This is a genomic window from Enterococcus italicus (assembly GCF_023743875.1).
GTDB classification, from domain to species: Bacteria; Bacillota; Bacilli; order Lactobacillales; family Enterococcaceae; genus Enterococcus_G; species Enterococcus_G italicus.
In genome coordinates this window covers 1,155,956-1,180,706 of record NZ_JAMRVB010000001.1, presented here as the reverse complement: position 1 = coordinate 1,180,706, position 24,751 = coordinate 1,155,956, and the positions used below count along the sequence as shown (strand labels likewise).

At 37.8% G+C, this 24,751-nt stretch carries 24 protein-coding genes and 1 riboswitch; of the genes, 20 read left to right on the top strand and 4 right to left on the bottom strand.

What is annotated here, in order from left to right; genetic code table 11:
• Positions 1-99: 99 nt before the first annotated feature.
• The 7 genes from rpsA (at position 100) to phoU (ending at position 6,614) form a co-directional block, all read left to right on the top strand.
• Positions 100-1,314 carry a 30S ribosomal protein S1 gene (rpsA, locus tag NE257_RS05665; RefSeq protein WP_007208022.1) on the top strand — a complete coding sequence of 405 codons (1,215 nt, stop codon included), beginning with the start codon at positions 100-102 and terminating at the stop codon, positions 1,312-1,314.
• A gap of 232 nt (positions 1,315-1,546) precedes the next feature.
• Entirely contained in the window at positions 1,547-2,401 is an 855-nt protein-coding gene (locus NE257_RS05660) for a phosphate ABC transporter substrate-binding protein PstS family protein (protein WP_007208023.1), read from the top strand.
• A gap of 115 nt (positions 2,402-2,516) precedes the next feature.
• Positions 2,517-3,437 carry a phosphate ABC transporter permease subunit PstC gene (pstC, locus tag NE257_RS05655; RefSeq protein ID WP_251851763.1) on the top strand — a complete coding sequence of 307 codons (921 nt, stop codon included), beginning with the start codon at positions 2,517-2,519 and terminating at the stop codon, positions 3,435-3,437.
• On the top strand, positions 3,437-4,324 hold the full coding sequence (gene pstA, locus NE257_RS05650) for a phosphate ABC transporter permease PstA (protein WP_007208025.1): 888 nt from the start codon (positions 3,437-3,439) through the stop codon (positions 4,322-4,324). Before pstC ends, pstA begins: the two co-directional genes overlap by 1 nt.
• 10 nt (positions 4,325-4,334) lie before the next feature.
• Positions 4,335-5,141 (top strand): phosphate ABC transporter ATP-binding protein PstB, encoded by an 807-nt coding sequence (gene pstB, locus NE257_RS05645; protein WP_007208026.1) that lies wholly within the window; start codon positions 4,335-4,337, stop codon positions 5,139-5,141.
• Positions 5,142-5,159: 18 nt separating this feature from the next.
• Entirely contained in the window at positions 5,160-5,918 is a 759-nt protein-coding gene (pstB, locus tag NE257_RS05640) for a phosphate ABC transporter ATP-binding protein PstB (protein ID WP_040366430.1), read from the top strand.
• A 15-nt stretch (positions 5,919-5,933) separates the two neighbouring features.
• Complete coding sequence (gene phoU / locus NE257_RS05635; RefSeq protein WP_251885974.1) at positions 5,934-6,614, top strand: phosphate signaling complex protein PhoU; 681 nt, start codon at positions 5,934-5,936, stop codon at positions 6,612-6,614.
• A gap of 163 nt (positions 6,615-6,777) precedes the next feature.
• Here phoU and NE257_RS05630 read toward each other — a convergent pair whose 3' ends face one another.
• Positions 6,778-7,380 (bottom strand): hypothetical protein, encoded by a 603-nt coding sequence (locus NE257_RS05630; RefSeq protein ID WP_007208029.1) that lies wholly within the window; start codon positions 7,378-7,380, stop codon positions 6,778-6,780.
• A 77-nt stretch (positions 7,381-7,457) separates the two neighbouring features.
• The gene (locus tag NE257_RS05625) at positions 7,458-7,742 is read right to left on the bottom strand and encodes a hypothetical protein (RefSeq protein WP_007208030.1); all 285 of its coding nucleotides are present in this window, start codon (positions 7,740-7,742) and stop codon (positions 7,458-7,460) included.
• A 122-nt stretch (positions 7,743-7,864) separates the two neighbouring features.
• Between NE257_RS05625 and NE257_RS05620 the strand changes: the two genes are divergently transcribed.
• Entirely contained in the window at positions 7,865-8,857 is a 993-nt protein-coding gene (locus NE257_RS05620; protein ID WP_251885973.1) for a nucleoid-associated protein, read from the top strand.
• 91 nt (positions 8,858-8,948) lie between these two features.
• Here NE257_RS05620 and mprF read toward each other — a convergent pair whose 3' ends face one another.
• Together mprF and NE257_RS05610 are read right to left on the bottom strand one after the other, a co-directional pair.
• Complete coding sequence (gene mprF, locus NE257_RS05615; protein WP_276532304.1) at positions 8,949-11,513, bottom strand: bifunctional lysylphosphatidylglycerol flippase/synthetase MprF; 2,565 nt, start codon at positions 11,511-11,513, stop codon at positions 8,949-8,951.
• Positions 11,510-12,241 (bottom strand): alpha/beta fold hydrolase, encoded by a 732-nt coding sequence (locus tag NE257_RS05610; protein ID WP_251855242.1) that lies wholly within the window; start codon positions 12,239-12,241, stop codon positions 11,510-11,512. Before NE257_RS05610 ends, mprF begins: the two co-directional genes overlap by 4 nt.
• Positions 12,242-12,474: 233 nt before the next feature.
• Between NE257_RS05610 and NE257_RS05605 the strand changes: the two genes are divergently transcribed.
• From NE257_RS05605 to NE257_RS05550, 12 genes are all read left to right on the top strand, one after another.
• Positions 12,475-13,095, top strand: coding sequence for a lysozyme family protein (locus NE257_RS05605; RefSeq protein WP_007208034.1), 621 nt, complete (start codon positions 12,475-12,477; stop codon positions 13,093-13,095).
• 19 nt (positions 13,096-13,114) lie between these two features.
• Positions 13,115-13,945, top strand: a complete 831-nt coding sequence (locus NE257_RS05600) for a DUF368 domain-containing protein (RefSeq protein WP_007208035.1) — start codon at positions 13,115-13,117, stop codon at positions 13,943-13,945.
• Positions 13,946-14,081: 136 nt separating this feature from the next.
• On the top strand, positions 14,082-15,917 hold the full coding sequence (gene dnaG, locus NE257_RS05595) for a DNA primase (RefSeq protein ID WP_412339468.1): 1,836 nt from the start codon (positions 14,082-14,084) through the stop codon (positions 15,915-15,917).
• 25 nt (positions 15,918-15,942) lie between these two features.
• Positions 15,943-17,049, top strand: a complete 1,107-nt coding sequence (gene rpoD / locus NE257_RS05590; RefSeq protein WP_007208037.1) for an RNA polymerase sigma factor RpoD — start codon at positions 15,943-15,945, stop codon at positions 17,047-17,049.
• Between the two features lie 278 nt (positions 17,050-17,327).
• A complete protein-coding gene (locus NE257_RS05585; RefSeq protein ID WP_251885972.1) occupies positions 17,328-19,205 on the top strand; it encodes a cell division site-positioning protein MapZ family protein in 1,878 nt (625 codons plus the stop codon).
• Positions 19,206-19,235: 30 nt separating this feature from the next.
• Positions 19,236-20,099 carry a CvfB family protein gene (locus NE257_RS05580; RefSeq protein ID WP_251885971.1) on the top strand — a complete coding sequence of 288 codons (864 nt, stop codon included), beginning with the start codon at positions 19,236-19,238 and terminating at the stop codon, positions 20,097-20,099.
• Positions 20,100-20,201: 102 nt separating this feature from the next.
• Positions 20,202-20,681, top strand: a complete 480-nt coding sequence (gene fur, locus NE257_RS05575; RefSeq protein ID WP_007208040.1) for a ferric iron uptake transcriptional regulator — start codon at positions 20,202-20,204, stop codon at positions 20,679-20,681.
• 124 nt (positions 20,682-20,805) lie between these two features.
• Complete coding sequence (gene xerD, locus NE257_RS05570) at positions 20,806-21,696, top strand: site-specific tyrosine recombinase XerD (protein ID WP_007208041.1); 891 nt, start codon at positions 20,806-20,808, stop codon at positions 21,694-21,696.
• Between the two features lie 16 nt (positions 21,697-21,712).
• A complete protein-coding gene (locus tag NE257_RS05565) occupies positions 21,713-22,477 on the top strand; it encodes a segregation/condensation protein A (RefSeq protein ID WP_251851753.1) in 765 nt (254 codons plus the stop codon).
• Positions 22,461-23,045: an SMC-Scp complex subunit ScpB gene (gene scpB / locus NE257_RS05560; RefSeq protein WP_251851752.1), complete on the top strand. Its 585-nt coding sequence runs from the start codon at positions 22,461-22,463 to the stop codon at positions 23,043-23,045. The genes NE257_RS05565 and scpB overlap by 17 nt, the downstream gene beginning before the upstream one ends.
• Before the next feature lie 2 nt (positions 23,046-23,047).
• A complete protein-coding gene (locus NE257_RS05555; RefSeq protein WP_007208044.1) occupies positions 23,048-23,758 on the top strand; it encodes a pseudouridine synthase in 711 nt (236 codons plus the stop codon).
• A gap of 58 nt (positions 23,759-23,816) precedes the next feature.
• Positions 23,817-23,943, top strand: a riboswitch (FMN riboswitch).
• Between the two features lie 126 nt (positions 23,944-24,069).
• Positions 24,070-24,687 carry an ECF transporter S component gene (locus NE257_RS05550; RefSeq protein WP_007208045.1) on the top strand — a complete coding sequence of 206 codons (618 nt, stop codon included), beginning with the start codon at positions 24,070-24,072 and terminating at the stop codon, positions 24,685-24,687.
• Positions 24,688-24,751: the final 64 nt, after the last annotated feature.

Below are 24,751 nucleotides of genomic sequence, written 5' to 3'. Positions count from 1 at the left end.
TTGATTTAGTGGAAATCGCTTTATTTTTTTCAAAGAATAGCATAAACTAGAACTTGTAGGTATTTTATAATTGAAGTGTTGGTTAGGAGGATATACGGTATGACAGAATTTGATAATAATCAAGTGGAAAATGTGAATGTTTCAATGGAAGATGCTCTAAACAGCTTTAAAGAAGTGAGTGTCGGCGATGTAGTCAAAGGTGAAGTACTTGCGGTAGAAGACAAGCAAGCAATCGTTGGCATTGAAGGTGCTGGGGTGGAAGGGGTCGTTCCTGTTAAAGAACTTTCGACTTTACCAGTAGAAGACATCAATGAACTAGTTAAAATTGGTGATGTTTTAGATTTAGTTGTCATCTCAACCATCGGCAAAGACAAAGAAAATGGAAGCTATTTACTTTCAAAACGTCGCTTAGATGCCAAGAAAGTCTGGGCAGACATTGAAAAAGACTTTGAAGATGGTAAAATCCTTGAAGCACCAGTAACGAATATTGTAAAAGGCGGCTTAGTGGTCGACGTTGGTGTACGTGGTTTTGTTCCAGCATCAATGGTTGAAGATCATTTCGTCGATGACTTTGAAGAATACAAAGGCAAGACACTAACGCTAAAAATTATTGAAATTGAACCATCTGAAAATCGGTTAATTTTATCCCATAAAGCAGTAGTAGAAGCTGAAAAAGAAGACAAAAAAGCAGAATTATTGGCTTCTATCAAAGAAGGCGACCAGTTAGAAGGAAACGTGGCTCGTTTGACGAATTTTGGTGCATTTGTAGACTTAGGTGGTATTGATGGCCTAGTTCATGTGTCTGAGATTTCACATGGTCATGTCGGTAAACCAAGTGATGTGTTAGCTGTTGGCGATACAGTCAATGTAGCGGTCCTTTCTATTGACCCAACAACTGAGCGTATTTCATTATCAATTAAAGATACATTGCCTGGCCCTTGGGACAACATCGAAGAAAAGGCGCAAGTGGGTGCCACTTTAGAAGGAACAGTGAAGCGATTGACTAGTTTTGGAGCATTTGTGGAAGTCTTCCCTGGCGTCGAAGGCCTGGTACACATTTCCCAAATCTCGCACAAACACATTGCAACACCGCATGAAGTGTTACATGAAGGTGATACCGTACAAGTGAAAGTATTGGAAGTAAATCCGACTGATCATCGAATTGCCTTAAGTATCAAAGCTTTAGAGGAAAAGCCTGAAGCAGAAAAAGCCGAAAAACCAGAAGAATCTTATGAATTACCTGAAGAGTCAACCGGCTTTACGATGGGTGATATCTTAGGTGATGCGATGAAAGATGCAGAGTCTGAAGAATAAAAAATAATTCGATTTTTATAGAATAAAGAATAGACATGAAGTTACCGAAAGAAGGCAATGGCGAACCATTACTTTTGATTGGGATTCATGTCTTTCTTTTTGTCAGTGAAAAAAGGACAATTGAAACGTTCGCAAGCCAAGTTATTGAGAAGAGATACATTTAAAAATCATTCAAAAGATGCTAAAATGAATAGATAAGTAAATTTATGAATACATACAAGGAGTTAATAAAATGACTAAAAAAATACTTTTGGCAACAATTTTTTCACTATCGATTCTTATTTCAGGGTGCGCTAAATGGGTAGATCAAGGAGAGTCTATCACTGCTGTTGGTTCATCTGCTTTGCAGCCACTAGTGGAATCCGTTGCCGAAGAGTTTCAATCCAACAATCCTGGGAAATTTATCAATGTTCAAGGTGGTGGGAGTGGTACTGGATTGAGCCAAGTGCAGGCAGGTGCGGTAGAAATCGGTAACTCAGATTTATTTGCTGAAGAAAAATCAGGCATTGATGCGACGAAATTGGAAGACCACCGTGTAGCAGTGGTAGGTATTACACCGATTGTCAATCCAAAAGTAGGGATAAAAAATATATCCTTAGCTAACTTAAAAAAAGTTTTTACTGGTGAAATCACAAACTGGAAGGAACTGGGTGGAACAGATACCCCAATTGTCTTATTAAACCGAGCATCTGGCAGTGGAACGAGAGCGACTTTCGAAAAATGGGTGATGGACGGTCAAGAAGCCAAACAAGCTCAAGAGCAAGATTCAAGTGGAATGGTGCGTCAGATAGTGAAAGATACCGCGGGAGCGATTAGTTATGTTGCATTTTCGTACGTTACAAGTGATGTCCAAACACTGTCAATTGATGGAGTGAAACCAACTGATGAAAATGTAATGGACAATAAGTGGATCATTTGGTCATATGAACATATGTATACCAAGAAAAGTCCTGATTCACTTACGCAGTCATTTATTGAATACATTTTATCAGATGAGATCCAAGAAAATTTGGTGACTAAGTTAGGGTACATTCCAGTATCGAAAATGACTGTCCAACGAGATTGGGAAGGAAATCTAATTAATTAAGCGTTATTTACAAAAAATTTACAATCTCAATCATTCCCTTACAAGACGTTTAATAGAAATTGATGTTGAACTATTACACTTAGTCTGAGAAAAAAGTTTTGAGGAGGACCCTCTTGTGGAAGATGTAAAAAAAGTGTTAATGAAAAAATCAAAACGTTCTAAGATGGAGCAGTTTGGTAAAGCAATCAGTTTTCTTTGTATCGCATTGATTGTTGTGGTTGTATTGTCAATTTTTTATTTTGTAGCAAGTAAAGGATTGGCCACTTTCTTTGTAAATAAGGTCAACGTATTTGATTTTCTATTCGGATCAAAATGGAACCCTAGTGTCGTCGGATCAGATGGTAAAGCATTAGTCGGTGCATTACCGATGATTTTGGGCTCTTTTATCGTTACATTACTATCAGCTATTTTAGCGACACCATTCGCTATTGGTGCCGCTGTCTTTATGGTTGAAATTTCCCCTAAGCAGGGTCAAAAGATTTTGCAACCGGTTATTGAATTGTTAGTCGGTATCCCTTCTGTTGTTTATGGGTTTATTGGACTATCTGTCATTGTTCCTGCTATCCGATCGGTATTTGGTGGTACGGGATTTGGTATTTTAGCAGGTACTTTTGTCTTATTCGTGATGATTTTACCGACAGTAACGACGATGACTGTTGATGCATTAAATTCAGTCCCTAGATATTACCGAGAAGCCTCGTTAGCATTGGGTGCAACTCGGTGGCAAACAACGTACAAAGTCGTCCTTAGAGCGGCTGTACCAGGTATTTTAACAGCGGTCGTATTTGGAATGGCACGCGCATTTGGTGAAGCCTTGGCTATTCAAATGGTTATCGGAAATGCTGCTCTTATTCCAACTAGCCTAACAACGCCAGCATCCACCTTGACCTCTATTTTGACGATGGGAATTGGAAATACGATTATGGGGACGTTAGAAAATAATGTCTTGTGGTCCTTAGCACTGATTTTACTCTTGATGTCATTATTATTTAACATTATTATTCGCCTAATCGGTCGGAAGGGGGCATTGAAATAATGAATGCAAAACGTGCAGATAAAATCGCTACAGGAATTCTTTATAGCATAGCAGGTGTCATCGTCATTATTTTAGCTGCCTTATTGCTATACATTTTGGTTCGTGGCTTGCCTCATATTTCATGGGAATTTTTAACCCAACCATCTAAGGCTTACCAAGTCGGTGGTGGGATTGGTATTCAGCTTTTTAATTCATTTTATTTATTAATTGTAACGATGATTATTAGTTTTCCAATTTCATTGGGAGCTGGTATTTATTTATCAGAATATGCGAAGCAAAATTGGCTGACAGATGTGATTCGTACATCGATTGAAATTCTTAGTTCGTTGCCTTCTGTTGTGGTTGGTTTGTTCGGTTTCTTGGTCTTTGTTTTACAATTTCAATATGGCTTCTCGATTATTTCAGGTGCATTAGCGCTGACATTTTTCAACTTGCCTCTTTTGACAAGAAATGTTGAAGAATCATTACGAGCTATCCCAGCAACTCAGCGTGAAGCAGGCTTAGCTTTAGGTCTGTCACGATGGGAAACAGTATTACGCGTGATTGTTCCTGAGGCTACCCCGGGTATTTTGACGGGCGTAATTTTAAGTTCTGGTCGAATTTTTGGTGAGGCCGCTGCGCTTATTTACACTGCAGGTCAAAGTGCACCTGCATTGGATTTTAGCAACTGGAATCCATTGAGTGCTGCTAGTCCACTGAATATCTTCCGTCAAGCGGAAACGTTAGCTGTATATATTTGGAAGGTGAATTCAGAGGGGACAAAACCTGATGGCGATGCGATTTCGGCAGGTGCTTCAGCAGTGTTGATTTTAGCAGTACTAGCGTTTAACTTTGGCGCACGTGCAATAGGCAAACGCCTGTACAAAAAAATGACTTCGGCAGCATAAGGAGAAGAGTATGAAAGAGTATAATTTAGCAGATCGTCATATCATCGAGTTGAAAAAGCCCGAAGAAATTATTATAGAAACCAAAGATCTTCATGTTTTTTATGGCAAAAATGAAGCGATAAAAGGGGTAGACCTCCCCTTTGAAAAAAATAAAATTACAGCCTTAATTGGTCCGTCTGGATGTGGAAAATCGACTTACTTACGTAGTTTGAATCGTATGAATGATGAAATTCCTAACACGACAGTAACAGGAGAAATTATTTATAAGAATGTTGACGTAAATTCAAAAGAAGTGGACGTTTATGAAATGCGTAAACGAATCGGAATGGTGTTTCAACGTCCAAATCCATTTAGTAAATCTATTTATGAAAATATTACCTTTGCACTTAAAAGACATGGTGAAAAAGATAAGAAAAAATTGGATGAGATTGTTGAAACGAGTCTGAAGCAGGCTGCACTATGGGATCAAGTAAAAGATAGTTTACATCAAAGTGCTCATGCTCTGTCAGGTGGGCAACAACAAAGATTGTGTATCGCCCGTGCAATTGCTATGAAACCAGATATTTTATTATTAGATGAACCAGCGAGCGCGCTCGATCCAATTTCGACAAGTACTGTTGAAGAAACGTTAATTAATCTAAAAAAAGATTACTCCATCATAATCGTCACCCATAATATGCAACAGGCGGCACGGATTAGTGATTACACAGCCTTCTTCTACTTAGGCTATGCGATTGAATATGATGATACCCGCAAGATATTTACGAGACCAAAAATAAAAGCGACGGAAGACTATGTTTCTGGACATTTTGGGTAGATGGAGGTTAGCAAAATAATGACAAAACCAATGATTAGTTCAAAAGATTTGCATTTGTACTACGGGAAAAAAGAGGCATTAAAAGGGATTGACCTGGCAATTTACCAAAATGAAATTACGGCGATGATCGGTCCGTCAGGTTGTGGGAAATCGACTTATTTACGATGTTTAAATCGGATGAATGATTTGATTCCTAATGTTACGATAACTGGTAGTATTGTTTATGGTGACAAGGATATTTATAGTCCGAAGATGGATACTGTTGAACTACGTAAAGAAATTGGTATGGTTTTTCAACAACCCAATCCATTTCCTTTTTCAGTCTATGAAAATGTTGTTTATGGCTTACGTTTAAAAGGTGTAAAGGACAAGCAGTTACTTGATCAAGTTGTAGAAGAAAGCCTCAAAGCAGCTTCTGTCTGGGAAGAAACAAAAGACAATTTGCACAAAAGCGCACTGTCATTTTCTGGTGGTCAGCAGCAACGGATATGTATTGCTAGAGTTTTAGCCGTTAATCCGAAAATTATTTTACTTGATGAACCGACTAGTGCCCTGGATCCAGTTTCATCAGGCAAAATAGAAAATACATTGTTGGAATTAAAGAGCAAGTACACAATGGTCATCGTGACGCACAATATGTCACAAGCTTCTCGTATTTCAGATAAGACTGCTTTTTTTCTGAACGGCAGTCTGATAGAATACGATGCAACCAAGAAAATATTCTTGGATCCTAGCAAGCAAGAAACGAATGATTATATTTCAGGCAGATTTGGGTAATTAGGAGGAGAAAAAATGTTACGTTCACAATTCGAAGAAGATTTACTTAATTTGCATAATCAATTTTACGAGATGGGTATGATGGTTAGTAGTGCGATTCATAAATCGGTAAAAGCATATGTCAAACATGACAAACAATTAGCAAAAGAAGTGATTGCATATGACGACCACATCAATGAATTAGAAATTTCACTTGAAAAAAGAAGTTTTGAAATGATTGCATTGCAACAACCGGTAACGACAGACTTAAGAAATATTATCACTGTAATGAAAGCTAGCTCTGATTTAGAACGTATGGGAGATCATGCGGTTTCGATTGCAAAATCAACGATTCGTGTCAAAGGGCAACAGCGCATTGCAGATGTAGAAAAAGAAATTTCTGATATGTCTGATTACGTAAAAAAAATGGTAGATAATGTATTGGTTGCATATGTGAAGACAGATCAAAAAGATGCACGGATGATTGCACAGATGGATGAAAAGGTGAATAAATATTATAATGATATTTATTATATGACAATTGATTCTATGAAAGAAAATCCTGAGACAGTGATTAGCGGTACGGAGTATTTATATGTAGCGCAATATCTTGAACGTATTGGTGATTACGTAACCAATATTTGTGAATGGATAGTGTATCTAGCAACAGGTAAAATTACTGAGCTTGGATCAAGTCAAGAACCAAAAAGAGAATAACCCTAGTAGTTGGACTTTAGCTACGTTTCTGCTACTAAACCAAAAAGGCTTGAAGTAGAGTTACAAGTAAAAAAGCCATAAAATCCAAAAGTTCGAGATAAAACTTTTGGATTTTATGGCTTTTTTACTTGTAGTTGAACAGTGTTGTGTCAGATATAAACTTTTATCTTTCAGCTAATGGCACTGCTGCATAGGCATCAATAACTGGGATGACTTCTAGTTTTAGCTTGTATTTTCTTTCCAATGCGGACTCAATCACCCGTGTGTTTTCTTCTACTTTAGATACGGAAGCAAGCAAGCGAGGTTCTTTCGCTGTTTCTTCATAGATTTCTAGTGAAGTATCGGATTCTTTAACAGTGAATTTAGGGAAGCTCTCGATTTCTTTAATGAATGCTGTCGTTTTTTCACCATCTGTTGTTGCAATTGTTGGTGTTGATCGTGTTTGTTCTGGAATCCAATAACTTGCCACTTCTTCTACTAAATTAGCACTAAAACGATCCAATAAGCCTTTTTCTTGGTTTTGGATTCGTTTTACCACCGTTGTAAAATTTTCATCCAGTGGTACTTTGATTTGCTGATCGCGTTCGGTTGGTTGCAGCAATTCAATGCGCATCTCATGACCTTCCGTACCATTTAGGAAAACACGAAGATTCAATTGATAGTCTTCTTGTGCTTTCTCTTCCATTTTATGGAAAAGTTGTTGTCGAGCATCCGTAAAAGATGGACGAAATTGTTGTTTTAATTTAGCTAATTGTTTCTTTTTCATGATGTTCCCCTTTCAATACCATTTGATTATATGAAAAAAAAAACTATTTGAACAGATTTTTTTTAGATAATGAAAATTTAATGAGAATCAAATTCTTTTTTTAAAGATGTGATGGTTTGATATCTGGGGATGATTAAAAGTTTGGTTTTTTGTGCATTCCAACAAATCAAATAATTATGCCAACTAGAACTTTCATAATTCGGGCCTAATTGCCGCTGAATTTCGGCGAGAATTTGGCCGGCCTGCCATTGGCGAATAGGAAAATGTTGGATTATGTCCTCATTTATCAAAAAAATAAATGATGGTTGCAATGCTTGTTTGACTTGAGTGGGGATGTTTTCTAGTCGATTTTGAATATTCATCGTAATCACCTCTAAAGAAATTGTATCAAGGAGATAGGAGAAAAGTCAAAGGATGTAACGAAATTGTAGATGGAACGTATGGTATAATGATGTTTATTTCATAGAAGGAGAGAACATGTGTCATGATTTACTTAAAGAGTGCCTACTTACACGTGATTGATCGTGAAGCAGGCCTACCTATCTTTTCTAGTGTAGCGTTAGATTTATCCAAAGAATTTATTAGAGAATTTATTGAGAAAAAAATTACGAAGATTAGCAATGCTAAAGCACAGACGGGGTATTTATCGCCTACTAGTATTGTTAATGAGCTGATCATGTCTAATCAGGACAATTTTGCCGCATTAAATCAGCAAGTAGTCGAGCGTTGGTATCAGTGTTATGTAGAAAGTGAAGGAGCGCCAAGCTGTGATGTTCTTATTGTGTCATTTGAACGAGAAGAGACGTCCCATCTAGCATTTCTAAAAATGGATTATCAAACGGGCTTCACGCATGCGATTGAATCCAATGAGCAAACTTTTTTTACGGATTTACTCATGCATCGTGCTCTTATTCCTTCTCTTTCACAAGCGGCTAGTGAAGGATTTTTACTTGAGTTGTCGACGAAACGATTTGAACTAATCGAGAAAAAATACGAGTTTTCTGGTAAAAAGATGGCATATTTAGCTGAGAAAGTCTTGCAGTCGCCAGTCGAATTATCCTTTACTCAACAAGTAACCGTTCTTGAAAAAACAGCAAAAAAAGTTGGTGAAAAATTTTCTGAAGAGGGTGTTGCATTTCAGGCGACAGTTCAAGATGTGTTGGCGACCTCCTTTGTTGAAGAAGAAGAGACGTCTGTTGAAAAAATTGCGCAACACGTTTTCCAAGACAATCCAATTGCGCAAAAAGCATTTATAGAGGAAGTCGCTGAAAAAGGTGTCCATGACGATATACCGACCATCCACAATATTGAAAAAGTTTCTGCGAAAAAATTTGAGAAGCAAAAAATTAAATTGGCTAATGGAATTGAAGTAATTATCCCAATGGAATTATATCGTGATCCGAACGTCGTCGAGTTTGTCCAACAATCGGACGGAACCCTCTCTGTGATTTTAAAAGATCAGATTGTGCAAGATTAAAAGAAGTAGCGTAAGCGCCCAGAAGTAGCGCGTCAGCACTAAAAAGGCCATCTCATCCGGAAGATGGGGTGGCCTTTTTACGACTAGTTAATTATTTTTTTAAGGAGTCATCGTTTTTTTGATTGTCGACGATTAATAAGACAATAATCACATACAAAATCCAACTATCTCTTGAATACAATGTATATCTAGGATTCCATAAACTGGCATATTTTGACTTGTATTCTCGTAGTCCTTGGAATGAATACAATTCAGAACCAAATTCGTAGACGAACGCTGCTATGCGCTCTTGAACAAAGCTACTACGGTATTTGCCGACATTGGATAAGGGCGCCATACCTAAGTTAAAATACTGAATGTCTTCTTCTTTTAAATACTCAAATAGATGGATAAATAGAAAATCCATGCTGCCAGCAGGGGCATTCTCCTTATGGTGACGCATCAAATCGATGGTGGCACTTTCTTTTGTATATGTTGGAATAATATTTGCAAAGGACACAATCTCTCCCGCTTGATTTTTGACTAAGGCAATTGGATTTCGTTGCAAATAGGCTTCATCAAAAAATCCTAAAGAGAATCCTTTTTCTTTGCGCCCTTCAAGCCAGCTATCTGAAATTGCTTTAAGGGCTTGCATGTTCTCAGCAGAAAAAGGTGGTTGAACCACTTCGAACGCGTACCCCTCTTTGGTCAAACGATTCATTAAGGAACGAGCACCTCGTTGTTTCTTACCTGCGAGAGAAAAACTTTGCAAATCAACCAAGGCTTCTTCGCCCATTTTGATAAAATCGTAACCAAATTCGTGCATAGTGAGGACTGTCTTTTCGCTAACTTCGTAAAACACAGGTAAATATCCTAACACATCGCAATCAAATATGAAGGCCTTCAGAGCGGCAGTGAAGTCGTCTTTTTTCCCAGATGGATTGCCCATTACGATACATTTATTATTTATCGTACGAAATTGCAGAAAGACTGTCGGCTCATCGTCTTTGTAGTAAGTATACATTTCTTTGTCTCGTAAAAAGATTAATTCACTATCTATATTGCCACCATATGTAGTCAAAATTTGACTTGCTACAGCTTCATTTAATGCAGTACCGACTTTTTTCTTCTCTCCTCTTAAATAGCGCGTGAACAACGATAGGAAGGCAATTACGACCATAATGGCAATAAATCCTGAAAACCAAGCTTTTTCAGAAGGGAAGAGTAAAAATGAGCCGGGTCTTAATATATGATGACGCTGGAAATGATTGGAAAAACTAGGTAAATTATAAAAGCCAATAATCAGATATAGAACGGTCAAAATACCATAGATTAACCCGTCCATAGTCAACCACTCCCATGAATACACCAATTGCTCACGATACAGCTCAGATTTAGAAACAATGACCAAAATGAGAAGTAAAACAAAGTAGCTAACAGTAAAGAGACTAAAGTCAGTTATGAAGGCATAAAAAATTGTCACAACTAAAAGAATAATCGTCGGCCAATAGGCTCTCTTGACTCTTGCAGCCATCCCACGGCCCATGATTAAGAGTGAAAAGCCTAATAAGATACTTGGGAATTGAGCGATGATATGGAGACGGAAAGGATTCAAATGTTCCAACCATTTGTTGGTGGTAAATGCCTCTGGAATGGTCGCAACTAAAATCATTAACATACCAGAGAAGTAAAGCAGTCCGACAATTAATTTATGAAACAGTTCTACAGCTAATTGAGAAGGAACACTGTTATATTTTTCATCAAGTTTAGTAAATAAGTGCTTAGAAAAGAGTAAGGCACCTAATAAAAATGGCAAGAAATAATAAGCGACCCGATACAAAAGCAACCAAAGCACAACAGTCTCACGAGGTAACCCCATTGAAGAAAAGCCAAGAATGATCATAACATCAAAGCTACCTAGTCCGCCTGGAATCATGGACACAATCCCAATTACAGTTGCTGCAATAAATAACGGAATGGAATCATTTAAAGGTATTGGACTATCCAAAAAATAACCAATAACCGAGAAGGTCACAATCATCCCTGTCCATTCAAAGAAAGAGGTTCCGATTAAACGCCACCGATTTTCTAAAGATAGTCCTGTTAATAGACCGTCTTTTTTCCTACGTGCAATTAAAAAGACAATCGGGAAATAAAGTCCTGCGCCCAATAACCAAATCCAGTACTGTTTGACATAGTCAGAAAGGGCAAAAAATTGTGTCAACACGAAGAAAAATAAACTATAAATGGATAGACCAGATAGTACAAATACTAATATTTTTGTTAATGCCCCAATAATTCGTTGATCTTTTGCTCCTTTACGGAAGAATTCATTCCGTAAACCAACGCTCACCAATCCTCCAAAACCGGCTAAATTATTAATGGTATTAATAATCCAACTCGCTTCGAAAATATAGCGTTTTGAATAGTCAAGTTGGACCATTTTTTTCAAAGTAAAATCATAGCCAGTCATCGGTACAATCGAAAGCAATCCGACGAGCAAAATAATAACAAATTTCCACCAACTTACATTATCGAGAATGGATTGGAATTTATCGATAGACAGACTGTTAAAAATAGACAATAACTGCGCCACAACGAGGACCGATACAATTAAAATAAACATTCCTTTTAAAAATTTGGCATGCTTGTTTATCACTTGTATTGCTTTTTTCAAGATGATTCTCCCCCCACTAAAAAGTGCAAAACTTCTTCATTAAAAACATTTGGTAATTTCTTTGCTAATAAGTGCCCTTGATTTGGAATGAGCACAAAGGTCGCCTTTGGTATCGTTGAGGCGATAGCCATTGAGTGCTCAATTTTGATAATATCTTTTTTGCCGACGATTACTAGTGTATTGGCAGTAATTTTTTTTAGCATCTCTTTCGATAGGCCGGTTGGGGCTACCATCAAGTGAACGATATGTTTTCTTTTTTTGAAATGGGATGAAAAAAGTCCCAGAAATTTGACCAAGGCGTACTGCATGTCCGTCAAAATTCGAACACCTAGTTTGACACCGGAAACCGAATAATTACCGGCATTTAAAACAAGCTTGGTGACTTTATTTGGGTAACTCGCGCTAAAAGCCATGGCGACATTCGCTCCATCACTAAATCCTAAGATATAGGCCTGTTTCAAATGTTCTGCTTGAAATAATTCATATAAATCGTTTGCCATCAATTGATAAGAGAGTTGACTCAGTTCACCTGTCGACTTCCCATGACCGCGGCTATCTACGACAATGACCTTAAATTGCTTGGCAAAAAAAGGAATTTGATTGGCAAAATAGGTACGATCATTGCCGTTTCCATGTAGTAAGACAAAGGGGAAGCCGGTTCCGAAAATTTCATAGGCTAATACACTTTTATCTGATAGAATGATTGACTTGACTATGCCATGCTCCATAATAAAACTTCCTTTTACTAAAATACGATTATCTAAATTGAGGATACGTTTAGTATAGCGATTTTTTCCGAGGAATAACAGCATGAGTGGCGAACATTATCGTAAGATATGGTATAAGGCTTTATTTTTTTATAAAGATTATAAGTGAAAGGAGAGAAATGATAGACAGAGCTCTTATTGCAAGGTACCCTATAAAAAGTGTATAGCGAAACAAAAAAGGTTGGTACAGTGTTTTGAAGAAAAAAAGCAAACAATTTATTGTCCGAGGTATTCTTTTCCTCTTGGTGATTAGTGTCAGTGCAATTGGTTATCGAAACTATAAAATTTTAAAACAAGTTCATACTTTTGATGAATTGGTGACGACAGAGACTAAAGCACATGGTATTTCAGAATACCGGGATCTGGCGCTCAGTATTATTTATACGGAGTCAAAAGGTCTTGGCAATGATCCGATGCAGAGTTCTGAAAGTCTGACGAATACAGCAGGAACAATTACTGCCTCAGAACAAAGTATCAAACAAGGTGTACTTTTTTTAGCCAAAGCAATCAAACAGGCCAAAGAAGCAGATGTCGATATTTGGACGGCTGTTCAAGCCTATAATTTTGGATTGGATTACATTTCCTATGTGAAAGAAAATGGTGGGAAAACGACGGTTGAGTTAGCTGAAACGTATTCAAGAGATGTTCTTTCACCAAAATTGGGTAATGAAGAACAGACGAAGTATCGCTATTACGCTTGGCGATCCTTTATTTACAACGGTGGCTATTTATATCATAATGGTGGTAATATGTTTTATGCAGATTTAGTCCAATGGAATCTTTATAAAATACAATGGACGACTATCTTTTTTTAAATCTTGTTAGGGGGAAATTATGAAAGAGCAAAACCATAAGAACGATTGGGTGTTACGATTTATCAAGGGGATGTTTATCGGATCAGGATTTATTCTACCAGGTGTGAGCGGCGGGGCACTCGCAGCTATTTTTGGCATTTATGAACGCATTATTTCTTTCTTAGCGCACATTACACGAGACTTCAAAGAGAATGTTCGCTACTTCTTACCAGTTGGTCTTGGTGGGATTGCGGGTGTTTTTGTTTTGTCTTTTGCGGTAAGTTTTTTACTAGGAAATTATGAAACAATTATTTTATGGTTTTTCGTCGGCTGTATTGTTGGAACTGTTCCTTCTTTATGGAAGGAAGCAGGCAAGAAAGGACGAACGAACCGCGAATTAATTATTTTTGCGGTAACGTTTTTTGTCGGTTGGTTGTTTTTATGGAAAGGAGCCGCACTTTTTGGAACTGTGGAGCAAAATACCTTTACATGGGTGATCGCCGGTGCCTTAATTGGATTGGGGATGATTGTTCCAGGTCTAAGTCCTTCCAATTTTTTAGTTTATATGGGGATGTACAAAGCAATGTCCGATGGAATTAAGACGGTCAATCTGGGCGTTATTTTGCCTATCGCTGTAGGTGGCTTGGTAACTGTTTTAGCATTGTCAAAAGTGATGGATTATATTTTTAGTAAAGCATACGCCCAGCTGTTTCATTTTATTTTAGGAATTGTTTTTGCATCTACGGTTATGATTATTCCTACGAACTACGCCGGAATGAGTGCACTAGGCTATCTAAGTTGCTTTGTGTTGTTTCTTTTAGGTTGTCTATTAGGAAGTTGGATGAGTCATTTGGAAGAAACCTATAAATAAGAAGACATTAAGCAAAAAAACTTGCCACTTGTAAAAAATATGTTATGATAGAAAGAGTAAAAAAAACAAACGATAAATCGCGCTAATTTGATTAGTGCGATTTTTTACCGAAGTTTTTCTATGTATTTCGAGTTGGATGGAGGTGATTTTTTTGGCGAAGATACCTTCGACTGTCGTTGATTCTATCAGGGAGCAAGCCAATATTGTTGAAATTATTGGTCAATATGTCCAGCTAAAAAAAGCAGGTAAAAATTACCTAGGTCTATGTCCATTTCATAATGAAAAAACGCCTTCTTTTAGTGTTGCAGAAGACAAGCAAATTTTTCATTGTTTTGGTTGCGGAAAAGGAGGCAATGTTTTTCGCTTTATCGAAGAAATTGATCATCTTTCTTTTGCTGAAGCCGTTTTAAAAGTAGCTGATCTTGAACAAATTCCCATCGACCATGCTTTACGCGTATCGCAGCCAAGTACAGTTGAATCGTCACCCTTACTGGTACTGCATGATAAAGCAATGCAGTTTTATCATCATATTTTGGTGAATACTGAAGTGGGGCAGCAACCATTAGACTATTTGCATCAAAGAGGGCTGACGGATGAATTAATTCAAGAGTTTCAAATCGGTTTTGCGCCACCACAACGAACATTTTTGGAGCGCATTTTTCGAAATGAATCGTTAGCGCCTGATGCTTTTCCTAATTCTGGTCTTTTTGTAGAAAAAGATGATCACTCTTTAATCGATCGATTTTATCAGCGTATTATGTTTCCAATCCGAAACCCACAAGGTAAGACGATTGCCTTTTCGGGAAGGTGGTTTGAATTTGAAAATGAAGAGATCTCCGATCAGCCAAAGTATTTAAATTCTCCTGAAACATCGATTTTTAACAAAAGAGATGTCCTCTTTAATTTAGACAAAGCGAAGGCAACCATTCGAAAAGAAAATACGATCGTATTGTTTGAAGGATTTATGGACGTGATTGCAGCTTGGCAAGCTGGGGTTACAAACGGCGTAGCGTCCATGGGAACCAGTCTCACCGAACAACAGATCCGTCAAATGGAGCAACTCGCAGCGCAACTTATCTTTTGCTACGATGGCGATCAGGCTGGTCAAAATGCAACTATGCGAGGGGTTCAGTTATTAAGAGAGCATAGCCGGCTAAAGCTAACCACTCTACTACTTCCTGAAAAGCTAGATCCAGATGAGTATATTCGTAAATATGGCGGCGATTCATTTGTACAAGCAATGAAGCATCAGCAACTGACGCCTTTTCTATTCACGATGGATTACCTCGCAACACAATTTCATTTGGAGAATGAACAGGAAAAATTGTCCTATTTGGAGCAGCTTTTAAAAGAGCTTACGTATGTCGATTCAATTTTAGAGCAAGATGGCTATCTGACCAAAATTGCTAACCAGTTTGACATTCAACGTGCGACCCTAGTCCAACAATTGCAAGTAGTCAAACGAGAAAGCCGAAAAAAAATGGCACCACAAAGTCATACTGGTGCACAGTCAGTTCCTTCGCAAAGATCTATTCAGCAACGGAAAACGCAATTACAAAAAGCCGAAGAGCTACTATTATTTCGGATGACAAATGACAGTTTGTATCGCACCAAGTTTAAACAACAAGACGGTGTATTTCCTGAGGATCACTATCAAGAACTTTTTGTTCTTTTAGATACTTATTTAGATGTAAATGAGACGTTTGATTTTGCAAAATTTTTAGATTTTTTGCAAAAAGATTCGTTAAAAACATTGATGATTGCCATTGGCTCAGCCAATCTTTCAGAAGAAGGTTCCGAACAAGAATTTCATGATTTGATGAGGCAGCTTAAAATGGCTGCATATCAGCAACAAATCAATCAAAAGCAACAAGAGTTACGACACGCATCAAACGTAAGTGATGCACAATTGCAAGTAACACTAGCAATGGAGATTATTGATCTCACCCGTAGATTAAAGAACGTAGATTAAGCAAGCACCGAAGGGGGCATCTTTCATGACAAAAGAAACAAACGCAACGTATGAACAAGCAGTAAAAGAATTTATTCGCAAAAATAAGCCAAATGGGCAAGTTGTCTATGATCAATTGACCAATCAACTAGCAACACCTCATAATTTAGATGCAGATCAAATGGATCAATTGATTCAAAAAATTGAAGATGCTGGAATTAGTGTTGTTGATGAAAATGGCGAACCATCTGTTCACAGCTTGAAAAATGCAAGCAAACAAGAAAAAACTGTCCAACAAGAAGATTTATCGGCTCCAACTGGCGTGAAGATAAATGATCCTGTTCGGATGTACTTAAAAGAAATTGGTCGTGTGCCACTTCTAACTGCCGCAGAAGAAGTAGAACTAGCCCTAAAAATTGAAGAAGGCGATCAAGAAGCAAAGCAACGATTGGCAGAAGCCAATTTACGTTTGGTTGTAAGTATCGCCAAACGCTATGTTGGTCGTGGTATGCAATTTTTAGACTTGATACAAGAAGGAAATATGGGTCTAATGAAAGCTGTTGAAAAGTTTGATTACCGTAAAGGATTCAAATTCTCAACTTATGCTACTTGGTGGATTCGTCAAGCCATCACTCGTGCGATTGCCGACCAAGCTCGCACTATCAGAATCCCAGTCCATATGGTAGAAACTATTAATAAATTAATCCGTATTCAAAGACAATTATTGCAAGATTTAGGTAGAGAACCAACACCGGAAGAAATCGGCGCAGAAATGGATTTATCTACAGAAAAAGTAAGAGAAATTCTAAAGATAGCACAAGAGCCTGTGTCACTTGAAACGCCGATTGGTGAAGAGGATGATTCACATCTAGGGGATTTCATTGAAGACCAAGATGCAACTAGTCCAGCAGAACACGCTGCTTATGAATTACTAAAAGAACAATTAGAAGATGTGTTGGATACACTAACAGATCGCGAAGAAAATGTGTTACGACTACGTTTTGGTATTGACGATGGCCGGACAAGAACGTTAGAAGAAGTTGGAAAAGTATTTGGTGTAACAAGAGAACGGATTCGACAAATCGAAGCCAAAGCACTAAGAAAATTACGCCATCCTTCTCGTTCAAAACAATTAAAAGATTTTCTTGAATAGTTTGTAAAGAAGCTAAGACAGACTCAGCTAAACGCAAAAGATCAGAAAATCCAGAAGTTGTTTCTCAAACTTTTGGATTTACTGGTCTTTTTGTCTTAGTAACTACTCTGACCATTTTATCAAATTATCCGGACAAAACGATTGATGTCACATGATATGGTTTTAAAGTAAAAAATGTAACACAATCAAAATTGGTGAAAAGCCCATCTTTTACTGCCCTGTTTTTTAGTGTATGATAGGATTATTAGTAGTTTGCTAAAGGAGTGGTCCAAAGAGTTATGAGTAACTACCCAAAGGAAGAAAAAGAGAAACAAGAAAAAAAGAATGATACTGCTAAATCGCCCGACTATCAATCAGAAAAGCAAAATGATGATATCAACTGGTCTGATTTAAAAGACCTTTCGCTTGGCGAGGTGATGGAGCAATTAGATAAATTTACAGATTCCAGTCATACTGATGCAATGGACGAACAAGCTTCAGATTCAATGGAGGAGTCAGTTGAAAAATTATTTGAAGATAACCCGATTCTAGCGACCTATTTACGTGGCCATAAGGAAGGGACTCAAGTCGAGGCCTTAAAGAAAATTGAAGAGCTAGTCAAGGAAAAAGAAACCGCAGAAAAAGTGACAGATTCACCTACTTCATTGGATGATGATCCAAAAGACGCTATCATTATGTCAAACGAAGATGCTGAAGAGTACCAAGAGGAACTGCAAGCTGAAGAAACTATTGTGGAACCAGATGAAGAAGCAGATGAAGAAACAACAAACGAAGATGCTAGTGAGCCAACATTACCAACTGTTGAGGTGGAGAGCGATTCTCAGCAAGTGGAAGCTGCTGAGACAGCCGAATTGGAGGCACCCGCTGAATCAACGGTTGAAGAAACGGTAGTCAATCAAACTGCTGTAGCTAAAAACGAGCAGCCGATTGCAGAGCATCGAGTTAGTGAACCAGAGACAGAAAGAACGCGCCAATCACTGCAAAAGAAAAAACATCCAAAGCGTAAATGGTATGCTTTGGCAGCAGTCTTAGCTGTTGGAATTACTGGTGGAGCGTATTACAACCATGTTCAAGCAGTTGCGCAAGCAGAGAGGGAGCAAGAAGCCAAAGAGAAGGCTCAATTAGCTAGTATTGCCTCTGAGGTTACTGAATTATTTACTGATGATCAACAACAATTTCTAAAAGATACCACCACTGCCACTCAAATTTCCAATTTAGACAATCGATTAAGTTTACTAAAAAAAGTAGCAGGCTATAAGGATATCAAACAAGTGCTAGCAGATGCGCAAGAAAAATTAACACAAGTCGAAGCTTTGAATGAAAAATTTACGAGCCCTATATTGGTTAATGGCGAAATTCAGACAGATGCACATGTAAAAAATGTGGATACCGCTACATTTTCAAAATTAACTGGGAACTCTACTTTTGAAGAGACATACAATAAAGCCGTTACAGTCGCTGAAAAAGAGATCGCAAATGCGAAATCAGTCATGGCAAATGTCACTCACTTAACCGATCAGTTATCCAATGAGACAGTAGCAGCTACGGTCAACCAAACAAGCTATGACGATGTCAAAAAACAACTAACAACGTTGTATGATGAGGACCTAAAGGCGAAGCTACAAACCCAAATTACACCCGTGCAAACTGCGCTAACGAAACGAGCGGCAGCTGAGAAAACTGCCCGTGAAAAGGTTGCTGCTGAGCAAGCCGCTCAAGAGCAAGCAGCCAAACAAAAAGCAGCAGAGGAGCAAGCCGCTCAAGCACAAGCCACTTTACTAGCTAAAATAGCTGCCAATACAACCTATAGTGAATCAACGCAGATCTTAAGTACAAATACCGCGACCAATAAAGAAAATCGCCCGATTATTGATTCTCGTAAAAGTGATTTGGCTAATTCTTCTAGCTCTGCCTGGAATTGGGGAGCTGGGATGTATGATTTCGTCATTAATCGTGCTATTGCAAAAGGGTATATTGTTCAAAATGGCTTTTATTTGGAACGAGTTCGAATTGAAAACGGCGAAGGGTATTACAACCTATACGCCATGAATAATGAATCATCACTAATGAAAACGATTAGTGCCAAGGCGTTACCTATGTATATCGCAACCATCAATGCAAAAACAGGCTATTTTAAAGGCAATGGATCAAATTAAACCGTTAGCTAGTCTTAAAAGGAGAAAACTATGAGTGAGTTAGTAGCTACAGTATTTAGTGGCATGATTATTGACGAAAATGAGCGTGCATACTATGTTCAAAAAAATGGTGTGACCTTTCGTTTGCCAAAAAGTGAAGGGGAACATAAATTAGGGGAATTAGTGGAAGGTTTTGGTTACCAAAACCAAAATCAAGACTATTGCATGACAACAACAGTGCCTTTAATTGGTAAAGGCCGATTTAGCTGGGCAGAAGTCAAAGAAGTTCGCAGAGACTTAGGTGTCTTTGTGGATATTGTTTTACCAGATAAAGATATTGCCGTGTCACTTGACGAGCTCCCGCTGATGAGAGAGCTTTGGCCTAAAAAAGGCGATCGCTTAATGGTTGAATTACGCACGGATGAAAAAAATCGTATTTGGGCGAGAATTGCTGACGAAAAATTATTTCAAGCGATGGCGCAAAAAGCGACAATTGAAGAAAAAAATAAAAATATTACTGGCACCATCTATCGGTTAAAGTTAGCAGGTAGCTTCTTAATCACCGATGATCAACATTTAGCCTTTATTCATCCGAGTGAACGGTTTCAAGAGCCACGACTGGGTGAAATCGTCCATGGTCGAGTGATTGGTGTACGTCCAGATGGAATTTTGAATGTTTCATTAAAACCGAGAGCTCATGAAGCGATCTCGGATGATGCATTAATGTTGATTGCCTATTTAGAAAGAGCCAGCGAGCATAAAATGCCATATACTGACAAGTCTTCACCAGAAGATATTAAGCAACTCTTTGGCATCAGTAAAGGTCAGTTCAAACGCGCACTAGGGCATTTGATGAAACTGAGAATGATTGAACAAAAAGATGGGTATACGACACTAATTAAAAAATCTAATTGAGAATGCTTGAATAATATTGGATGATAAATTATAATAACTTTAGATTTAGTTCTAATAATTAGGTGCTAAATTAAAATAATTGTAATCAAGGTAGGTTTTTTCATGAATACTGTGGCAGCATTAAAAAAAACAAAACAACAATTGCATGATTCTGGTTTTAAGCTAACCCCACAGCGGGAAGCAACTGTATTAGTTTTGTTAGAAAATGAAAAAGAACATCTATCTGCAGAGGAGATTTATTTCTTTGTAAAAAAGAAAAGCCCAGAAATAGGCTTGGCCACAGTGTATCGAACGCTTGAAATTCTTACCGAACTAAACGTTGTCAACAAAGTCAGTTTTAATGATGGTGTGGCTCGTTATGATTTAAGGAAAGAGGGAGCAAAACACTTCCATCATCATTTGCTTTGTCTTGAATGTGGCAATATCGAGGAAATTGAAGAAGACTTGTTAGGCGAGGTAGAAGAAGTCGTTGAGCGTAGGTATCAATTTTTGGTCAAAGATCATCGCTTGACGTTTCATGGAATTTGTCATTCTTGCCAAGAAAAAATGCAAGCTAACAAAGATACGTTGCTTTCTAAGTGAAAACAGAAATGTTCTCATTTAGAAAGTTTTTTTATTGAGGATTAGAGTCAGGTAATGGGTTCAGAACTATCTATTTAGCTGGAAATTTGTTACTATTAGACAGTGAATGTAGAGGTGAGTAGAAATGTACGAACAGATAGAAGACTACTTGCATTTTTTGACGATTGAGCGAGGCCTATCTCTCAATACTCGTTCAAGTTATGAAAGAGATTTAAAACAATATTATACGTTTGTGCAAACAAAACAAATTACTAGTTGGCAGCAAATTGACCGCTATACTATTTTGGCTTTTTTGGAGCAATTAAAAAAGGAAAATAAATCGACCGCTACGATTACTCGTATGATTTCTAGCTTACGCCGCTTCCATCAATTTTTAAGGCAAGAAAGGCATACCGATCATGATCCAATGCAACACATTGATACGCCCAAAAAAGTACAAAAATTGCCAGATACGTTAAGCTTAAAAGAAGTGGAACGCCTGATCGATACACCTGACACCCGAAAAATATTAGGGATTCGGGATCGAGCGATTCTTGAGGTCATGTATGCGACTGGACTGCGAGTGAGCGAATTAATTCAGTTGCAGTTAAGTGATATTCATCTCAATATGGCCTTATTACAGACAATCGGTAAAGGAGACAAAGAGCGTATCGTTCCCTTAGGAGATATGGCGATTCATTGGCTGGAGGTCTATTTAAGTGATGCGCGACCAATACTTGTTAGCAAACAACCGAATGAAACGGCCTTGTTTGTAAATAGTCATGGGAAAAAATTGACCAGACAAGGAATTTGGAAAAACCTAAAAGAAATTGTGCGAGCAGCTGGCATCCATAAGACGGTGACCCCACATACGTTGCGCCATAGTTTTGCGACACACTTATTAGAAAATGGTGCAGATTTGCGTACGGTTCAAGAGTTATTAGGTCATGCAGATATTTCAACAACGCAAATCTATACGCATATTACAAAGAAACGTATGACAGATGTCTACAAGCAATATTTCCCAAGAGCATAGAATTAGGAGTTAATGGATGAAGGAAATGAATTTGAAGCTAGCTGTATTTGAAGGGCCGCTTGACCTTTTGTTGCATCTAATTCAGCAATATGAACTGGATATTTATGATATTCCCATTTCAGAAATTACTGAACAGTATATGAGCTATATCCATGCAATGAAGGACTTGCAGCTTGAAGTAGCGGGCGAGTATTTGGTGATGGCTGCGACCTTGATGTCGATAAAAAGCCAAATGCTTCTACCGACAATGGAGGAGGAAGAGGAGCTTTTCGATGATTTCTTTGAAGAAGATCCTAGAGATTTGTTGGTAGCTCAACTGGTTGAGTACAAAAAGTACAAAGCGGCTGCCCATCAATTATCCGACTATGCAGATCAACGCCAGCTTTTTTTCAGCAAAGAACCGCTAGATATGGATGAGTATAAAGAAGTCAATCAAGAACTACCAGACAATCAAGTCAATACCATTGATTTATTTTTAGCATTTCATCAATTACTTGAAAAAAGGAAAAAGCGTGCCAAGTTTGAGGCTAGTATTTCCAATGATAAAGTAACAATTGAAGAGTGCATTAAAACAATTGAAACGCGTGTTCAATTGTTAACGGATAAGCAAGGCTGTCCTTTTGATTCATTGTTTGATACAGGAAGCAAAGAGGAAATTGTCACCACGTTTATGGCATTATTAGAATTATTGAAATACAAAAAAATTAAAGTAGTTCAGGAAAACAGCTACGAACAAATTATGATTTTTGCAGGAGAAGGTACAAATGAGGTCTTATCGTGAGTTAGAAGCATTATTGTTCATTGCAGGTCAAGAAGGAATAGGGTTGGACGAGTTAAGCTATGTGCTAAAAGAACCCACAGCAGATGTATTTGCAGCCATTCAATTGTTAAATCAGCAATTTGAAGAAGACAGTCACTCCCCTTATATTATTTTGGAATTGGGCAATCAATTTGTCCTATCAACAAAAAAAGAATTGAGTCCCTTACTAAAGGAATATGCGCAGTCACCACTATCTGCAAAATTGTCACAGGCTGCGCTTGAAACATTGGCTATTATTGCCTATAAGCAACCCGTTACCCGTACGGAAATTGAGACAATTAGAGGGGTAAAGACAACTGGTTCAATTCAAAAGCTGATTGCGTTACAGTTTATCCAAGAAATGGGAAGAGCTGATGGACCTGGTCGGGCAATTTTATATGGCACGACGGAGTATTTCATGAATTATTTTGGTATAAAAAATTTAACCGAACTCCCTGATTTAGAGCAAATGTCGGCTGATTTAGCAGATGATAGTACATTTGATTTATTTGATGGAATAGTAGATGAGGAATTAGACGAAGGAGAATAGAAATGGATCGATTGCAAAAAGTAATTGCCCAAGCAGGGATTACCTCGCGTAGAAAAGCAGAAGTTTATATTTTAGATGGACGTGTCAAAGTGAACGGGGTTGTTGTAAACGAATTAGGAACAAAAGTATCAAGCAAAGATACCATCGAAGTCGACAATGTGCCAATTAGTCAAGAAGGCAGTGTCTACTATCTTTTTTATAAACCAAGAGGGGTCATTTCAGCTGTATCAGATGACAAAAAAAGAAAAGTTGTGACAGACTTTTTTACTGAGGTATCAGAGAGAATTTACCCCATTGGCAGACTGGATTACAATACATCTGGTTTATTGTTATTGACCAATGATGGTGAATTTTCGCAATTATTGACCCATCCAAAAAATGAAATCGAGAAAAAATATGTAGCCAAGGTAAAAGGTGTTGCCCTTCCTCATGCTCTAAAACCGTTGACAAGAGGGCTGAAGTACAAAGGCGAAAAATATGCTCCTGCCAAATATGACATTCTTTCTACAGATACACGTGCGGAAACAAGCATTGTTCAATTGACCATTCACGAAGGAAAGAACCACCAAGTAAAAAATATGTTAGAGGCAGTCGGATTACCCGTTCAAAAGTTAAAACGTGAACAGTACGGTAATCTAACCCTTGGTAATTTGAAGCCTGGTGAATACCGACCACTACTAAAAAAAGAAATCAATCAATTTTTCTCTAAATAAGAGTAATAAGTTGTAAAATTTAAAATCAAGAGTATAATGAATTTATAAAAAATTAAAGGTTCGTCTTCAGGGGCAGGGTGAAATTCCCGACCGGTGGTGATAGTCCACGAACTATATGAGCAATCATATAGCCGAATCGGTGTAATTCCGATACCGACAGTAAAGTCTGGATAAAGAAGATAGGGCGTATTTGTTTTGTTCAAAATGACAAAGTAAATACCCTATTTTTCCCTGGGAAAAATAGGGTATTTTTTATTTTGGAGCAAACAAATGGCTTGAAGATGTTTCCTAACTATTAGGAGGATTTTTTTATGAAGAACAACAAGGTACAAAAAATGGTGGCAGTTTCGTTATTTGCAGCAATGGGGTTAATTTTACAGTATGTCGGTTTTCCAATTATTCCAGCTTTTTCTTTTATGAAGGTGGATTTTAGTGACATTCCTGTATTACTAAGTATGTTTCTTTACGGCCCACTAGCTGGTATTGTTACTGCATTGATTCGCTCGGTACTACACTTGCTTACGACAGGTGTCGGTGATCCGGCAAACTTGGTTGGAGATGTAGCAAGTTTTATGGCGACGACTAGTTTTGCATTACCCATTTTTTATTTTTTCCAAAAGGGTAGTCAGGTGAAAGCCAAACGAGTAGTCAATCAATCAATAGGAATCTTGACAGGAATTTTGGTTATGAGCATCTTTATGAGTATTGCCAATTATTTTGTCATTACACCAATTTATCTTGCGTTTTTCGGCATGAATGCCAATCAGTTCTTGGGGATGTCACTAGCCAAATATGTGGTGATTGGCGTATTACCATTCAATCTCATTAAAAGTGCGCTAGTCAGCTTCGTCTTTGTCGTATTGTATGCGAAGTTATTACCTTGGCTTTCAAAAAAACAAGTGGGAACAATTAGACATCAATCATTATAAAATGTTAAAAGGAAGTGTGACGGACGTTTGTCACACTTCCTTTTTTGCGTAATTAGTGATAGAT

Excerpts from the sequence above, each read along its gene's own strand:
- rpsA (WP_007208022.1), top strand. The coding sequence starts at position 100 with ATGACAGAATTTGATAATAATCAAGTGGAAAATGTGAATGTTTCAATG.
- NE257_RS05660 (WP_007208023.1), top strand. The coding sequence starts at position 1,547 with ATGACTAAAAAAATACTTTTGGCAACAATTTTTTCACTATCGATTCTT.
- pstA (WP_007208025.1), top strand. The coding sequence starts at position 3,437 with ATGAATGCAAAACGTGCAGATAAAATCGCTACAGGAATTCTTTATAGC.
- pstB (WP_007208026.1), top strand. The coding sequence starts at position 4,335 with ATGAAAGAGTATAATTTAGCAGATCGTCATATCATCGAGTTGAAAAAG.
- pstB (WP_040366430.1), top strand. The coding sequence starts at position 5,160 with ATGACAAAACCAATGATTAGTTCAAAAGATTTGCATTTGTACTACGGG.
- phoU (WP_251885974.1), top strand. The coding sequence starts at position 5,934 with ATGTTACGTTCACAATTCGAAGAAGATTTACTTAATTTGCATAATCAA.
- NE257_RS05630 (WP_007208029.1), bottom strand. The coding sequence starts at position 7,380 with ATGAAAAAGAAACAATTAGCTAAATTAAAACAACAATTTCGTCCATCT.
- NE257_RS05625 (WP_007208030.1), bottom strand. The coding sequence starts at position 7,742 with ATGAATATTCAAAATCGACTAGAAAACATCCCCACTCAAGTCAAACAA.
- NE257_RS05620 (WP_251885973.1), top strand. The coding sequence starts at position 7,865 with ATGATTTACTTAAAGAGTGCCTACTTACACGTGATTGATCGTGAAGCA.
- NE257_RS05610 (WP_251855242.1), bottom strand. The coding sequence starts at position 12,241 with ATGGAGCATGGCATAGTCAAGTCAATCATTCTATCAGATAAAAGTGTA.
- NE257_RS05600 (WP_007208035.1), top strand. The coding sequence starts at position 13,115 with ATGAAAGAGCAAAACCATAAGAACGATTGGGTGTTACGATTTATCAAG.
- dnaG (WP_412339468.1), top strand. The coding sequence starts at position 14,082 with ATGGAGGTGATTTTTTTGGCGAAGATACCTTCGACTGTCGTTGATTCT.
- rpoD (WP_007208037.1), top strand. The coding sequence starts at position 15,943 with ATGACAAAAGAAACAAACGCAACGTATGAACAAGCAGTAAAAGAATTT.
- NE257_RS05585 (WP_251885972.1), top strand. The coding sequence starts at position 17,328 with ATGAGTAACTACCCAAAGGAAGAAAAAGAGAAACAAGAAAAAAAGAAT.
- NE257_RS05580 (WP_251885971.1), top strand. The coding sequence starts at position 19,236 with ATGAGTGAGTTAGTAGCTACAGTATTTAGTGGCATGATTATTGACGAA.
- fur (WP_007208040.1), top strand. The coding sequence starts at position 20,202 with ATGAATACTGTGGCAGCATTAAAAAAAACAAAACAACAATTGCATGAT.
- xerD (WP_007208041.1), top strand. The coding sequence starts at position 20,806 with ATGTACGAACAGATAGAAGACTACTTGCATTTTTTGACGATTGAGCGA.
- NE257_RS05565 (WP_251851753.1), top strand. The coding sequence starts at position 21,713 with ATGAAGGAAATGAATTTGAAGCTAGCTGTATTTGAAGGGCCGCTTGAC.
- scpB (WP_251851752.1), top strand. The coding sequence starts at position 22,461 with ATGAGGTCTTATCGTGAGTTAGAAGCATTATTGTTCATTGCAGGTCAA.
- NE257_RS05555 (WP_007208044.1), top strand. The coding sequence starts at position 23,048 with ATGGATCGATTGCAAAAAGTAATTGCCCAAGCAGGGATTACCTCGCGT.
- NE257_RS05550 (WP_007208045.1), top strand. The coding sequence starts at position 24,070 with ATGAAGAACAACAAGGTACAAAAAATGGTGGCAGTTTCGTTATTTGCA.